Annotated in this window: 12 protein-coding genes; 5 read left to right on the top strand and 7 right to left on the bottom strand. The window is 70.2% G+C overall.

Annotation, left to right across the window (positions count from 1 at the left end; translation table 11 throughout):
* Positions 1 to 14: 14 nt before the first annotated feature.
* The 3 genes from WG922_RS17740 to WG922_RS17730 form a co-directional block, all read right to left on the bottom strand.
* Entirely contained in the window at positions 15 to 143 is a 129-nt protein-coding gene (locus WG922_RS17740) for a hypothetical protein (RefSeq protein ID WP_340284129.1), read from the bottom strand.
* Entirely contained in the window at positions 140 to 910 is a 771-nt protein-coding gene (locus WG922_RS17735; protein ID WP_340284127.1) for a hypothetical protein, read from the bottom strand. Before WG922_RS17735 ends, WG922_RS17740 begins: the two co-directional genes overlap by 4 nt.
* 118 nt (positions 911 to 1,028) lie before the next feature.
* On the bottom strand, positions 1,029 to 2,063 hold the full coding sequence (locus tag WG922_RS17730) for a DctP family TRAP transporter solute-binding subunit (protein ID WP_340284126.1): 1,035 nt from the start codon (positions 2,061 to 2,063) through the stop codon (positions 1,029 to 1,031).
* Between the two features lie 144 nt (positions 2,064 to 2,207).
* Here WG922_RS17730 and WG922_RS17725 point away from each other — a divergent pair, with 144 nt between their 5' ends.
* From WG922_RS17725 to WG922_RS17710, 4 genes are all read left to right on the top strand, one after another.
* Positions 2,208 to 4,187: a PAS domain S-box protein gene (locus tag WG922_RS17725; RefSeq protein WP_340284124.1), complete on the top strand. Its 1,980-nt coding sequence runs from the start codon at positions 2,208 to 2,210 to the stop codon at positions 4,185 to 4,187.
* Positions 4,184 to 4,843, top strand: coding sequence for a response regulator transcription factor (locus WG922_RS17720; RefSeq protein ID WP_340284123.1), 660 nt, complete (start codon positions 4,184 to 4,186; stop codon positions 4,841 to 4,843). Before WG922_RS17725 ends, WG922_RS17720 begins: the two co-directional genes overlap by 4 nt.
* Position 4,844: 1 nt before the next feature.
* On the top strand, positions 4,845 to 5,012 hold the full coding sequence (locus tag WG922_RS17715) for a hypothetical protein (protein WP_340284122.1): 168 nt from the start codon (positions 4,845 to 4,847) through the stop codon (positions 5,010 to 5,012).
* Positions 5,013 to 5,627: 615 nt separating this feature from the next.
* Positions 5,628 to 5,900, top strand: coding sequence for a hypothetical protein (locus tag WG922_RS17710; RefSeq protein ID WP_340284121.1), 273 nt, complete (start codon positions 5,628 to 5,630; stop codon positions 5,898 to 5,900).
* A gap of 104 nt (positions 5,901 to 6,004) precedes the next feature.
* On the opposite strand, the gene WG922_RS17705 is transcribed toward WG922_RS17710, so the two are convergent.
* The 4 genes from WG922_RS17705 to WG922_RS17690 form a co-directional block, all read right to left on the bottom strand.
* Positions 6,005 to 6,757 (bottom strand): SDR family NAD(P)-dependent oxidoreductase, encoded by a 753-nt coding sequence (locus WG922_RS17705; RefSeq protein ID WP_340284120.1) that lies wholly within the window; start codon positions 6,755 to 6,757, stop codon positions 6,005 to 6,007.
* A gap of 196 nt (positions 6,758 to 6,953) precedes the next feature.
* Positions 6,954 to 9,611, bottom strand: a complete 2,658-nt coding sequence (locus WG922_RS17700) for a bifunctional acetate--CoA ligase family protein/GNAT family N-acetyltransferase (protein WP_340284118.1) — start codon at positions 9,609 to 9,611, stop codon at positions 6,954 to 6,956.
* Positions 9,612 to 9,836: 225 nt separating this feature from the next.
* A complete protein-coding gene (locus tag WG922_RS17695) occupies positions 9,837 to 12,584 on the bottom strand; it encodes a cation-translocating P-type ATPase (protein ID WP_340284117.1) in 2,748 nt (915 codons plus the stop codon).
* A gap of 127 nt (positions 12,585 to 12,711) precedes the next feature.
* A complete protein-coding gene (locus WG922_RS17690; RefSeq protein WP_340284115.1) occupies positions 12,712 to 13,416 on the bottom strand; it encodes a succinate dehydrogenase iron-sulfur subunit in 705 nt (234 codons plus the stop codon).
* Between the two features lie 315 nt (positions 13,417 to 13,731).
* On the opposite strand from WG922_RS17690, the gene WG922_RS17685 reads away from it, so the two are divergent.
* The gene (locus WG922_RS17685; RefSeq protein WP_340284114.1) at positions 13,732 to 14,208 is read left to right on the top strand and encodes a hypothetical protein; all 477 of its coding nucleotides are present in this window, start codon (positions 13,732 to 13,734) and stop codon (positions 14,206 to 14,208) included.
* The last annotated feature ends 34 nt before the right edge of the window (positions 14,209 to 14,242 follow it).

Genomic DNA, 14,242 nt, shown 5'->3' with positions numbered 1-14,242 from the left:
GGTTAAAGGAAGGATCACAGTCCGGTGGTGATGCCGCTTCCTGCAGGCACATGGCCGGTGAGGAACATCGCCAGCAGGGCGACGACGGCGATGAACACGAGCAGCGCGCGGGCGACGCGCAGGTAGCGTTGCCAGAAGTTCATTCCTGGCTCCCTGCGCGTTCGCGCATCGACGCTTCGACCACCGGCAGGGCAAAGGCGCCGGTCGGCTCAAGCAGCCGGCGCGTCGGCGCGTCCAGGCTGTTCATCTGCAGGTCGAGTTCGGCGAACACGCTGTTGAAGCGTTCCTGGACGGTGCGCAGGGCGGTGTCCGTGAGCAGGTCCTGCAGCATCGCATCGGCCGAGCGCGGATCGAGCATGGCGCTCGCTTCGCCGATGGCCAGCGCGATGCGCCACTCGCTGTCCTTGCGCTCGATTACCTCCCGGAACTCGTCCAACGCGGCCTGTGCCTGCTGCAGGCGGGCGATGTTCATCCGGTGGAATTGCTGCAGGCGTTGCAGGGCGCGCTCGTGGCGCTCCAGGACATGCTGCGGGTCGCGCTCGCGCCGCTGCGCCACCATCTCTTCGATCGACTCGACCTGCGCGCCGACGGTGACCAAAGCCTCGCGGAACGCCACGAGACGCTCGGCCCGCCGGAGCAGCTCGTTCTGCAACTGCTCGATCGGATTGCGCCGCGCCTCCGCCTTGCGCTGCCCGAGCATTGCGTTCTCGACCCGCTGCCCGAGCCAGGGCAGCACCTGCACGAAGGCGGCGGCCACAGCGAACAGCAGCATCAGCGCGATCAGGCCGGCGCCTGCCAGTACGGCTGTCCAGACCAGCGGCAGCAGCAGGCCGAGCAGGCCGATGCCGGCCGCCACGGCGGCCCATCGCAGCCAAGGCACGGCGTGTCGGGGAGCTGCGGTGATATCCATGGTGGTTTCTCCTTGGTGGTTGTGAACTGAGTGAAATGCGAAGGCGTGCGCCTGCCCCCGGGGCGCGCCTGCGCACCGTGCAACGGACGAACAGAAGGAAGCGGCGGAGCCGCCGGCGTCAGGACGGGGGAGCGCCGGCGCGGCGCATCGCCTCGATCAGTGCCGGGCTGATCCAGGCCTGCGCAGCCGCCTGCAGCGGCACCATCGCGCGCTGCCACTGCGCCAGCTCCGCCGCCGAAGGGGTGTGTACCTGCACCTGCCCGCTGGCCTGGATGCGCTCGAGGGCCGACGCGTTCACCTGCGCGGCGATGCGGTTGGCGTGGACCGTCGCCTCGCGCAGGGCCGCCTGCAACACGTCGCGCAACTGCGAAGGCAGACGGCTCCAGAACGACCGGTTCACGATCACGGCATACGCCAGGTAGCCGTGGCGCGTGAGCGTCAGATGCTTCTGCGCCTCGTGCAGGCGCTGGCTCTCGATGTTGCTCGGCACGTTCTCCTGCCCGTCAAGCCGACCGCTGCGCAGCGCGTCGTGCACGTTGGCGAGCGGTGACACCGACACCTCCGCGCCGAGCATCCGCATCTGTTCCACCAGGGTCCGCGAAGCCTGCACGCGCACCTTCAATCCCCGCAGGTCCGCCGGAAAACGCAGGGGTCGGTTGGCCGTGAAGACCTTGTAGCCGTTGTCCCAGTACGCCAGGCCCTGCAGCCCGAGCGGATCGAGTGCACGCAGCAGCCCGGCGCCGAGCTCGCCGCCGGTGACGGCCCGGAAAGCATTCTGGTCGTGGAACAGGAAGGGCAGGTCGAACACCTCGAAATCCGGCACGCCCAGCGCGGAGAGCTTGGACAAGGAGGGCGCCAGCATCTGCACCGCCCCCAAGCGCAGGGCTTCGAGTTCCTCGCGGTCCTTGTACAGAGAGCTGTCGGAATACACCTCCACCCGCACGCGCCCGCCGCTGCGGGATTCGGCGAGTTCCTTGAAGCGCAGGGCCGCCTGCCCCTTGGGTGTGCCCTCCCCGACCACGTGGCTGAACTGGATCACCACCGGCCGCTGCGCGTGGGTCGCGCCGCAGGCGATGGCCGCGGCCGCGCCGGCAGTGCGCAACACGGCACGCCGTGAACAGCCGGCAAAGGGCGTCTCTGGGTTTGGATGCATGGTGTTCTCCACGGGTGCAGCTTCGATGGGACGCAGTCTAGGCAGCCACCTGCACTTCGCCAGTGTGGCGTTCCACAGGTGTGGGTTTCCACATCAGGGTCACCCACGAGGACGGCGGTTCGTTTCGGTTCCTAGAATGATTGCATGCCGACGGCCCTGCCTCCCGAGCCTTTCCAGCCCCTGCCGCGCGATGCGAACTGGCGCCGGAACCTGTGGCTTTTTCCGGGCGTTCTGGCATGCGTCTTCGCCGGCCTGGTGGCGGCCTGGGCCAGCAACATCGACGGGAGCGAGCGCGAAGCATTCCGGCGGCTGCTTCAAGCCGATGCGAGCAGCGTGGAGGCGCAGTTGCTCGCCCGGCTGGAGGCCGAGCGTTCCGTGCTGCGCGAGATCGGCGCTCAGCTCTCCGATGCCACCACGCCCGGCGACACCGCACTGCAGGCGGTGCCCGCCATCCGCGCCGGCCTCGATCGCCTCTGGAACCGCGTGGTCTGGCTCGACGCCGACCACCAGGTGGCCGGGCGCGCGGAACGCGCCTCGCCACGCCAGCCGGCCGGCGCCGGAGAGCTGCAGATCCGCACGCGCGGCCTCGCACAGCACCTGCAGGCACCGGTGCACGGCGGCGGGCAGCTGCTGGCGCGCTACGAGATCACCGACCTCCTGGACAGCACCGATCTCGTCTGGCTGAACCAGCGCTACGAGGTTTCCTTCGTGTCCGATCTGGGCGAGGTCATCGCCACCACGGCAAGCTTCGGCCGCCCCGCGCAAGGGCAGATGCACGAGCACGTGCTCGCGGCATCGCCCGAACTGCGGGTGGTGTTGCGCCCGTTCGTCGAGCCTCCCGCGTGGTGGCGCATCCCGCAGACGGTGGCCCTGCTCGCCGGGCTGCTGCTGCTGGGCGCGGCCGGCTCGCTGCTGCTGCGCCGGCAGATGGCGCGGGTGGCCGGCGCCATGGCCGCAGCGCGGCGCGAGGCGGCGTGGCGCCAGGCCATGGAAGACTCCGCCCTGGTCGGTCTGCGCGCGCGCGACTTGCAGGGACGCATCCTCTTTGTCAACCGCACGCTCTGCGAGATGGTCGGCTGGAGCGCGAAGGAGCTGGTGGGGCTGGCCCCGCCGCTGCCCTTCTGGCCACCCGACGCCGTGGACACCATGCTCGCGCGCAACCTCGACACGCTCGCCGGCGGGGCCCCGCGCACCGGCTACGAGACGCACTGGCTGCACCGCGACGGCCATGGCATCGACGTGATGATCTTCGAGTCTCCACTGCTGGACCCACAGGGTCGGCACGTCGGCTGGATGGGCTCGATCGTGGACATCAGCGTGCGCAAGCAGCTCGAAGAGCGCGAGCGGCGCCACACCGAAGTCATGGCGCAGCACGCCCGACTGCACGACCTCGGCCTCGTCGCCTCCGAACTGGCGCACGAGCTGAACCAGCCGCTGAGCGCCGTGATCGGCTACGGCGCAGGCCTGGCCAAAGCCATGCGCAGCCAGCCCGCCTGCGATCCGCAACTGCTGGACGCAGCCGAGCAGGTGCACCAGCACGCGCGCAAGGCCGGCGACATCGTCCACTGGATCCGGAGGCAGGCGCAGCGCGGAGGCGCGCAGTGCCTGCCGGAAGACATCGGCGCGCTGGTCACTGGCGTGTGCGAGCTGCGCGCGCGCGCATTCGAGCGCCTCGGCATCCGTCTCACCTGCACGCTGCAAGGCGCGCCGTTGCCGCCGGTCACCCTGGACCGCGTGGGCATCGAGCAGGTGCTTTCCAATCTGATGCGCAACGCCGGCGATGCGCTGGCTGGCCGCTCGGGCGCGCGCAGCATCGCCGTGCAGGCTGCGTGTGTCGCAGGCGGCGTGGCGATCGAGGTGAGCGACACCGGCCCCGGCCTGGGCGGCAGCTCGCTGGAGACGCTGTGCGCGCCGTTTCACACCAGCAAGCGCGACGGCAACGCGCTCGGACTCGGGCTGGGAATCGCCCGCACCATCGTCGAGGCCCATGGGGGCTCGCTCGAAGCGGGCGACCGCACCGAAGGCGGCGCCTGGTTCCGCTTCACCCTGCCCCTGCTTCCGCCCCACCTAACGACCGCCGCAACCGCCGAAGACGTGGGCGTGGACGCGGCCACGCTGCCATGAAGAACGTGTTCCTGTGCGACGACGATCCGGGCGTTCGCGGCGCCCTCGCCTTCCTGCTGCGCCAGCACGGCTTCGACGTCCATGCCCATGCGAGCGGGCCGGCGCTGCTGCAGGCGCTCGACGCCATGGAGGGCCCGGTGCGCGGCGTGTTCCTGCTCGATGTGCGCATGGAACCTATGTCGGGGCCCGAGCTGCACGAGCAGCTCATCGCCAGAGGCTTGAAGGCGCGCAACCCGGTCATTTTCCTGAGCGGCCATGGCGACGTGCCGCTGGCGGTGGCGGCGATGAGCCGGGGCGCACTGAACTTCGTGGAGAAGCCCTATGCCGACGACGCGCTGGTGGCCCACCTCGACCACGCCTTCGCCGTCGAGCAGGCATGGCAGGCGCAGGCGCGTCGCTGCGAGTTCCTGGCGTCCTTGTGGGACGGACTCACCCCGCAGCAGCGCCGCGTCGCGCGGCTGGTCGCGGCAGGCGACGCGAACAAGGTGATCGCCGGCACCCTGGCTGTGTCCGAGCGCATGGTGGAGGTGCATCGCGCACGCGTGTTCGAGCGCCTGGGAGTGGACTCCGCGGCAGGCGTCGCCACCACTGTGGAAAAGCTTCGCGGATGCGGGCTGCTCGCTGACGCGCAGGACACGCAGCAGGTGGGCCCATGACGTGATCTCCACGGTCTGGTCGTCCGACCAGTGGGCGCGCATCTGCGAGAACAGCGCGTCATCGACCGCGTTCGACACCGCAGCCGAAGCCGAGTTTCCGCTTGAAGCAGGCACGTTCAGCGCCTCCTTCAGCGGGCCTTCGTTCATGAGCCAGGTCTGGTCGTGGTAGCGGTCGGGGATCTTCTTCCTGGCCATCGAGAGCGCGTCCTGCTCGGAGATGAAGAACGGCAGGTCGAGGGCGAGCACGTCGCGCACGCGGGACCTGGCTCTCCTGCAGGTTCTTCCGCAAGGCCTGCGCCCAACGCCTGGTCTCCTCGGCAGCGTCGCGGCTAGGCGTAACGATCAGGACCGTGGGCTGTCCGAGCAGCTTTTGCTCAGTAGCGGTTTCACCGGTCAATGCGGTCGCCTAGAAGGGCGGTATGGCGTTTAGCGCAAGCGCGCGGGCAGTGCTGGCACCGAACAGACAGGACAGCGCGATGTGCTTGCGCTTCATGGCTTTCTCCCGGTGAACCGTTCACGCGGATGGGAGGCGCAGCAGCTGGCCCGGCTGGGCCGTGTGGCTGCGAGCTGCATGTGTGTTCGTGCATGCTCGCGCCGTGGGGTTCACGCCAGGCGGGTCGGACAGCGCCTCGTTCGCCCGCCATCGTTCTCGGGCGTTCAGCTTCGCCATACCCCGGATGTGTCGATCGATGGAACCGGGGCGCCGCCGCGTGCTCCCACCTTGGGCACGCACGGGGCAAAGGCGCGGTGCCATTGCCATTGCACTGTGTGCAAGGAAGCCGCCATGAATGAACTCGAGTCCGAAACCGCAGGCCGCGAGAAGCGCACCGGACCTGCAACGCGCAAGCGTTCACCCGTACTGCTGGCCGTTCTGGGCGTGCTCGTGCTTGCCGCCCTGTACGGAGGATGGATCTGGTGGAGCAGTACCGTCGATCTCGCCCCGGGCGCAGCGGCCCCGCTGGTCAATACCGGGGCACCCGCACCGGCCCTCGATCCGAGGAATCCGCCCCTGGACACGGAGCCGGCGCCGGTTCCCCGGACAACGACACCGCCTTGACGCTGCGCGGTGGACACGGCGGATTGCACGGCCGGCGCGCCCGCACAGCGGCCGCATTGCGTCGCACTCGGGCTGCGCCTTGTGCGCCGGGCCCACCCTGTTGCCTAGCGGGCGAGGAAGCCGCCGTCCACCGCGTAGTAGCTTCCGGTGACGAAGGACGCCCGCGGCGAGCTTAGCCAGGCGACGAGTTCGGCCACCTCCTCGGGCGTTCCGAGACGTCCGATCGGATGCATGGCCTGCAGTGCCTCGCTGGTGGCGGGGTCGTCCTCGAGCCGGGCGATCATCGGCGTGTGGATGAAGGCCGGGCCCACCACGTTGGCGCGCACGCCCTGCGCCGAATACTCGAGCGCCGCCACCTTGGTCAGCCCGACCACTCCGTGCTTGGCCGCCGTATAGGCGCACGCGTTGGCGAACCCGACCTGGCCGAGGATGGACGAGACGTTGACGATCGCTCCGCCGCCGGACCGCAACATCTGCGCGATCTGCCGCTGCATGCAGAGGAAGACGCCGGTCAGGTTCACAGCGATCACCTGCGCCCAGTCCTCCTGCGTGTACTCGCCGATCGGCGCGAGCACGCCGCCGATGCCGGCGTTGTTGCAGGCGACGTCCAGCCGGCCCCAGTAATCGACCGCTGCATCGACCATGCGCTGCGCATCGGTCGCATTCGACACGTCGGCCCGGACGAACACCGCCTCCCCTCCCGCGGCGCACACATCCCGAGCGGTTTGCTCGCCGCCCTTCACGTCCAGGTCGCTGACCAGCACCCTGGCGCCTTCACGGGCAAGCACCTGGGCGATCGCGCGGCCGATCCCCGATCCGGCGCCCGTCACGAGTGCCACCTTGTTCTGCAAGAGCATGGTTTGTCCTTCGTTGGTGATGAACCATTGCACTGCGATCGAGGACCATGCGTGTTGCGCCAGGTCAAGGCCTGGCCGTTGACGTGGCTGCGCGCCGACCCCTGGCCCGCTGACGATCTGGCGCACCGGCCCCGCAACGCACCGCGCCGTGCGGCCGCGCCTGAAGCACGGTGCGCGCATTCCTGGGCGGCGGCCCCTATGAAAGATCCAGCCGCATCGAGAGCACGTCCTGCCCCGCGTGCACCTGCAGGCCCATGCCGCGGGCGAGGCGGGCCATGCGCTCGTTTTCGGGCAGGCAGCTTCCGATGAGGCGGCGGGTACCCCGGCCGCGCAGATAGTCGATGAGCCTGGAAAGGAGCAGCCGCCCGAGGCCACGGCCCTGCCATGCCGGCGCAACCTGCACGGCGAACTCGGCCTCGACGTTGTCGGGGTCGCACATGGCCCGCACCTCACCGACGATGCGCCCTTCTTCCAGGGCAACGAACGCCATCTCGCGTTCGTAGTCGATCTGGCAGAACCGCGCGAGCTCCGAGCGCGGCACTTCGCGGCGGGCGCAGAAGAAGCGCAGGCGCAGGTCGGCCTCGGTAGCCGTGCCGTAGAACTCGACCAGCCGTCGGCCGTCTTCCGGGCGGATGGGGCGCAGCTGCAGCACTGCGCCCCCCAGCGTGAGTGCGTCCTCCAGCTCCGCCGGATACGGACGCAGCGCGAGCCGGCTGGCCTGTCCCGCGGCCGGCGTGGCGATGCGCACGCGCGCGTCGATCGCCAGCACACCCGAGGCATGGGCCAGCAGCGGGTTGATGTCCAGCTCGGCCACCGCCGGCAGGTCGCAGGCGATCTGCGACACCCGCAGGACGACGTCCACCACGGCGGCCTCATCGACGCCGGGCAGCCCGCGATGCCCGGCGAGCAGCGGCCCCACGCGGGTACGCGCGACCAGCGCGCGTGCAAGCTCGGCGTTCAGCGGCGGCAGGTCGAGCGCGCGGTCCTTGTGTATTTCCACGGCAGTGCCGCCGGCGCCGAACAGGACCGCCGGACCGAACACCGGGTCACTCGCGATCCCCACGATCAGCTCGTGCGCGTCGCGCTGGCGCGGCGCCATCTTCTGCACCGTGAAGCCCGTGACGTGCGCGCCGGGTTTGCGCGCGGCGACCGTCTCGCGCATGGCCGCCGCGGCGCCCCGCAACTCGCCTGCCGACGCGAGGTTCAGTGCAACGCCGCCCCATTCCGTCTTGTGCTGGATCTGCGGCGACACGATCTTCAGCGCCACCGGAAACCCCATCGCGGCGGCGGCTGTGGCGGCCTCGTCCGCGTCACGCACGCGGCGGGTCGCAAGCACGGGAATGCCGTAGGCGGCCAGCAGCTCCAACGCTTCGGCGCCGTCCAGCCATTCGCGCCCTTGGGCACGCGCACCGGCCAGCAGCGCCTCGGCAGCCACGCGATCGCAGCGGATCTGTGCCGGCTGCGACTCGGGCAGCTGCAGCAGCGCCTCCTGGTGGCGGTGGTATTGCGCCAGCTGCAGCCACGCATCGACCGCGTGCTCGGGCGTGTCGTAGCAGGACAGGCCGGCTGCCGTGAAGGCCTGGCGTGCGGCCTCGACCGAGCGGCCGCCCAGCCAGCAGCTCAGGACCGGCTTGGCCGTCTCGCGAGCCAGCGGCAGGCAGGCGGCGGCGATGTCGAATGCGGGGACCACGGCAGTCGGCGCATGCATGAACACCATGCCATCGACTTCGGGGGCGGCCGCCAGGATGCGCCAGGCTTCGCGATAGCGCGCGACCGGCGCATCCCCTATGAGATCGACGGGGTTGCGCCGCGACCAGTTCGCCGGCAGCACGGCGTCGAGGGCGGCCAGGGTGGCCGGCTCGAGCTCGGCAAAACGTCCGCCGCCGAGGGCCAGGGCGTCCGCTGCCAGCACGCCGGCGCCGCCGCCGTTGGTCACGATGGCCAGCCGATCCCCGCACCAGGTGCGCGGCCGCGCCAGCGTCTCGGCGGCGTCGAACAGCGCATCGAGCGTGGGCACGCGCAGCATGCCCGCCCGGCGCACCGCCGCGTCGAACACCGCGTCCGAGCCGGCCAGCGCTCCCGTGTGGGAAGCCGCCGCCTGCGCGCCCTCCGCCGCGCGCCCCGCCTTCACCAGAATCACCGGCTTGTTGCGCGCGGCGGCGCGTGCCGCCGACATGAACTTGCGGGCGTGCGTGACCGATTCCATGTACATCAGGATCGCGCGCGTTCCGCCGTCGCTGCCCAGCCAGTCCAGCACGTCGCCGAAATCGACGTCGGCGCTGTCGCCCAGCGAGATGAAATGGGAAAAGCCGATGCCCCGCGTGCCCGCCCAGTCCAGCATGGCGGTGGCCAGCGCACCCGACTGCGTGACGAAGGCGAGCGGACCGGGCGTGGCGTGTCCGGGGGCGAAGCTGGCGTTCAGGCCGATGCCGGGGACCAGCGCACCGATGCAGTTCGGGCCCAGGATGCGCAGCAGCCACGGACGCGCCGCATCCAGCATCGCCTGCTCCAGCGTGCGCACGCCGTCCGGGTCCAACTCCTTCATGCCCGCAGAGATCACGATGGCGGCCCGCGTGCCCTTGCGACCGAGCTCGTCGATCAGCGAGGGGACCGTGGGCGCGGGCGTGCAGATGACGGCCAGGTCGGGCGCTTCGGGCAGCGAGGCCACCCCCGGCCAGAGCTCCACACCCTCGACCTGTCCCGCACGCCTGCTCACCGCCCACACCGTGCCGGCAAACCCGCCGCCACGCACGTTGCGCAGGACCATGGCGCCCAGGTTCCCCGGCCGATCGGCCACGCCGATCACTGCGACCGAGCGCGGTGCGAACAGGGCATCGAAGTTGCGGATGCTCACGAGTCTCTCCCGCGGCCGACGGGCCGCTGCACGTAGCAGCTTAGGCGCGCGGACGCGGCGCACGCTTGCGCCAGCGCAAAGGCACGGTCGGCGCAGCACATGCTCGTTCCTGCCCCTGGACGGGCGCGCCGCGCGGCATCCGCGCCGCCGCAGGGCGACTTGAGTGGCTCGGCGTACCCCGCCACGACGAGACGGCGCGTGACCGGCTGCTGTCCCTGCGTGCGGTCACCGCTGCGGCCGTATGGGCACCGCCGAGTCGGCACGCGTGCCGGAATGTCCCGATTTCCTGCCGCGCGCACCGGCCCGCGCCCGCAGCGCCTTCTCTGCCTCCAGCAGCAGCATCACGCCCGCGCCGGCGGCGAACGCCACGGCCAGGTGGGCGGGCGAGAGCGCAGCCGTTGCGAACAACTCGTTCATGACCGGCAGGTAGGTGAAGGCGCCTTGTGCCAGCGCCACGGCAGCGACGGCCCACAGCACCGCACGGGTACCCTGCGCTCCGCGCCAGGTGAGGGACCGCACGCCCAGGTAGCGCACGTTGAACAGGTAGCCGACCTGCATGGCGAAGAGCGCATTCACCACCAGCGTGCGGGTGGTCTCGAGGGACTCGCCACGCGCCTGCATGCCCGCCAGCAACGCCAGGCTCACGGCCGCGAACAGCACGGACACCAGCACGATGCGCCAGAGCATGAAGCCCGACACCAGCGGCGCGCTGGCCAGGCGTGGCGCGCGCTCCATCACGCCCGGCTCCGCGGGCTCGAACGCCAGCGCCAGCCCCAGCGTGGCCGACGACACCAGGTTGACCCACAGGATCTGGGCTGCCGTCATCGGCAGGGTCAGCCCGAACAGCACGCAGATCACCACGCCCAGCACCTGGCCGCCGTTGGTCGGCAAGGTCCAGGCGAAGACCTTGCGCACGTTGTCGAAGACGGTTCGCCCCTCGTGCACGGCCTGCACGATCGAGGCGAAGTTGTCGTCCAGCAGCACCATCTCGGCGGCCTCCTTCGCGGCTTCGGTGCCCTTGATGCCCATGGCGACGCCGACGTCCGCCTGCTTCAGCGACGGCGCGTCGTTCACGCCGTCGCCCGTCATCGCCACCACATGGCCCTCGCCCTGCAGGGCGCGCACGATGCGCAGCTTGTGCTGGGGGCTGGTGCGGGCAAACACGTGCGTGCGCGAGACGAGAGCGGGCAGCTCGGCGTCGGGCACCTCGTCGAGCTCCGCGCCGGTGATGGCCACCGGGTCGGGCGCGAGGCGCAGCTCGCGCGCGATTGCCAGCGCCGTCACGGCGTGGTCGCCGGTGATCATCTTGGCCTGGATGCCGGCGGCGTGGCATTGCGCGATGGCGTTGCGAGCCTCGGGCCGGGGCGGGTCGATGAAACCGACCAGCCCGAGGCACTCGACTTCGCGCTCCAGGTCCTCGAAGCGCAGGCGCGTGGTGCCTGCCGGCATTCGCTTCGACCCGAAGCCGAGCAGTCGCTCGCCCTGCGAGGCGGCGTGGGCGATCTCCGCCTGCCAGCGCTCGCGCTGCGCCGGCGGCATTGCGCTCGCCATCTCGAACAGCCGCTCCGGCGCTCCCTTCACGAACGCCACCGTCTCGCCCTCGGGACCGCGGTGCAGCGTGGCCATGAAGCGGTGCGACGCATCGAACGGAATTTCGTCCAGGCGCGGCGACGACGCGCGCTCGTGTGCCGCATCGAGGCCGGCCTTTCTGCCCAAAGCGACCAGGGCGCCCTCCATGGGGTCTCCGACGGCCGTCCAGGTGTCGCCGTGCAGCCGCAGCTCGGCGTCGTTGCACAGCACCGCGCAGCGCAGCAGCTCGACGGCCTCGCCCAGGGCGCTCGCATCGTCGCCCTCGCGCGCCTTCAGGCTGCCATGCGGGGCGTATCCCTCGCCATCGACCATCAGCAGGTGCCGGTGGCCTATCACCCGCCGTGCGGTCATTTCGTTGCGGGTGAGCGTTCCGGTCTTGTCGCTGCAGATGACCGAGGTCGCACCCAGGGTCTCCACGGCCGGCAGGCGCCGGATGACGGCGTTGTGCGCAGCCATGCGCTGCACCCCGATGGCCAGCGTGATGGTGATCACCGCGGGCAGTCCCTCGGGAATGACGCCCACCGCGATGGCGACCACCGCCAGCAGCGCTTCGACGGTGTCCCAGCCCTGGACCTGGACCGCGTAGAAGAACAGCACGCCGCCGCCGGCGAGGACGGACAGGGCGAACAGCCGCCCGAATCGATCGACCTGCCGCAGCAGCGGCGTCGCCTCACGCTCGACGGCGGCCACCATGGCGCCGATGCGCCCCAGCTCGGTTGCGGCTCCGGTGGCGACCACCACGCCCGTCGCCTGGCCGGAAGACACGAGCGTTCCCGAATAGGCCATGCAGTGGCGGTCGCCGAGCGAGGCGTCCGCCGGCGCGCTCTCGTCGCGCTTCTGCGCCGCGAGGGATTCACCGGTCAGCAGCGCCTCGTCGATCAGCAGGCCGCGGGCGCGAAGCAGCCGCAGGTCGGCGGGAACGCGGTCGCCGGCCTCCAGCAGCACCACGTCTCCCGGCACCAGGTCGGACACGGGAATGCTCAGCCGATGCCCATCGCGCAGCACGTGCGCGCGCGGCGACACCAGGCTGCGGATCGCCGCAAGCGCCTTCTCGGCCTTGCCCTCCTGCAGGAACCCGACCAGCGCGTTCACGAGCACCACGGCCACGATCACCGCGGCATCGAGCACATGCCCCAGCGACCCCGCGAGCACCGCGGCCGCCAGCAGAACGTAGATGAGCGTGCTGTGGAACTGGAGCAGGAAGCGCAGCAGCGGGTGCCGCGCCGAGGCGGCCGGCAGCGTGTTCGGGCCATGGCGCGCGAGCCGCGCGGACGTCTCCTGAGCGCCGAGGCCCTCGCGCTGCGTGGCGAGGACTTGCAGCACCTCGTCTGCGGACTGCGCGTGCCAGGCGCGGGTGGAGGAGCGGTCGCGATCGGCTTGCATGTCAGCGAAGTATTCGCCCATTGCCGTCGTTCGGCTTGACGGCGGTCAAGCGGGCGCATGTCGAGGCCGCGGCCGCAGCCAGCCAGCCCCTCCCCTGGGCCGGCTCCTGCGAACCCATGCCGGCCGGTCAGATCGACCTGCGCACCAGCATTTCCCGGATCTGCCCGATCGCCTGGGCCGGGTTCAGTCCCTTCGGGCAGACGTCGGTGCAGTTCATGATCGTGCGGCAGCGAAACAACCGGTACGGGTCTTCCAGGTTGTCGAGGCGCTCGGCAGTGGCCTGGTCCCGGCTGTCCGAGAGGAAGCGGAAGGCCTGCAGCAGCCCGGCCGGGCCGACGAACTTGTCCGGGTTCCACCAGTAGCTGGGACAACTGGACGAGCAGCAGGCGCAAAGGATGCATTCGTAGAGGCCATTCAGCGCGTCGCGCTCCTCGGGCGACTGCAGGCGCTCACGCTCGGGCGGAATGCGCTCGTCGTGCACCCAGGGACGCACGGAGTGGTATTGCTTCCAGAACTGCGTCAGGTCCGTGATGAGGTCTCGCACCACCGGCAGCCCGGGCAGAGGCTTGAGCACGATCGGATCACGAAGCGACCGCAGATTGGTCACGCATGCGAGACCGTTCTTGCCGTTGATGTTCATGCCGTCCGAGCCGCACACGCCCTCTCGGCAGGAGCGGCGAAAGGACAGGGTCGGGTCGAGGGCCTTGACCTTCATCAGCGCGTCCAGCAGCATGCGCTCGCTGCCGTCCAAAGGCATCTCGACGGCCTGCATGTAGGGCCTCTCGTCGCGGTCGGGATCCCATCGGTAAATGTGGAAAGTGCGTGTATTCATGAGGTGCGCCGACGAGGAGACGGCGGCACGCGGGCGTGTTGCAGGAGAGTGCCGCAGACCTCTCCCGTCGCTCGTAGGCCGGCATCCGCCCGCGTCCGTGGACCGCGCTGACGACAAGAAGCTCCTGGCCGGAGAGCGAAGCACGGCCGGCTGCCCGATAGACGCGCATCGACGCCGAACGCGATCATCTCGCGAATCGTTCGTGTCCATGAACCGGTGGACGCCATCGCGACTAACATGTCCTGGTGAGACTTGCGTTCGCCGCAGCCGTTGGCGAACGTCGCAGACAAGCTCGAGGCACGAGGAATCACGTACATGACCTCAACAGGCACGCCACCACTACATGGCACGAGCGACGAGGTTCGCCAGTCGGTCGCCGGCGAAGAAGACCCGGGAGCCGCGGCTGCGGATGCGGGACTGCGGCATCAGAGCAGTCGATCAGACGCCTCGCTGCTGAAAAAGGCAATCAACCGATGGGAAGACGAAGGTGGTGGCGCCAACCAGCAAGGAAACGGAATGAGCACCTCGGCCTCACCCGACGAAGCCGGGTTGCAGGTGGACCTGACCAACGCTGAGCTCGTACAGCTCCAGCTGCGCGTGATCGCCCTTGAAAACCTGGTGATCGCTCTTCTGGCCGGGGCATCGGAACAGACGTCGGAATTCGCACGCGCCATTGCCAGCAACATCTCACCCCGGCCGGGCTCGACCCCCCACCACCTCACCATCCGGGCTGCGGCGCAGATGGTTCATCTGCTGGAGCGGGCGACGATCTCGAAAGACGCGGGCAGATGAGATCGTCGAGGATGCACTGGAGACCGCTGCGGAC

Source organism: Ramlibacter sp. AN1015 (genome assembly GCF_037726105.1).
Classification (GTDB): domain Bacteria; phylum Pseudomonadota; class Gammaproteobacteria; order Burkholderiales; family Burkholderiaceae_C; genus Ramlibacter.
Note: the sequence above shows the minus strand (reverse complement) of the source record. Positions and strands in the feature narration are given on the sequence as shown.